Genomic DNA, 225 nt, shown 5'->3' with positions numbered 1-225 from the left:
CAAATACTGGGAAGATGCATCAAGTCAAGGTGCTGGATCTGCCTTATGGAAAGTTCAGGGACAAGGGGCTTCCCATCGATAATGTAAGCAATTACGACAGCACCCAGGAAAACATCGTCTATATCTGCGACGCGGAACAGATGCGCTACGCAAGGCTGCTTTTTGCGACGAAGCAGGGGATGATTAAAAAAGTAGAAGGAAATGAATTCCAGGTGGCTAAGCGCA

General features: G+C 47.6%; 1 protein-coding gene. It reads left to right on the top strand.

Translation table 11 applies throughout. The features are described from left to right. Positions 1 to 14 precede the first annotated feature (14 nt). Positions 15 to 225 (top strand): hypothetical protein (locus LJE08_RS14650; RefSeq protein WP_227403672.1); only part of this gene is annotated, 211 nt, incomplete at its 3' end.

Origin of the sequence: Holdemanella sp. DFI.5.55, assembly GCF_020593575.1 — a bacterium.
Taxonomy (GTDB): domain Bacteria; phylum Bacillota_I; class Bacilli_A; order Erysipelotrichales; family Erysipelotrichaceae; genus Holdemanella; species Holdemanella hominis.
The sequence above is the reverse complement of the archived record's forward strand: the minus strand, read 5'-3'. Positions and strand labels throughout refer to the sequence as shown.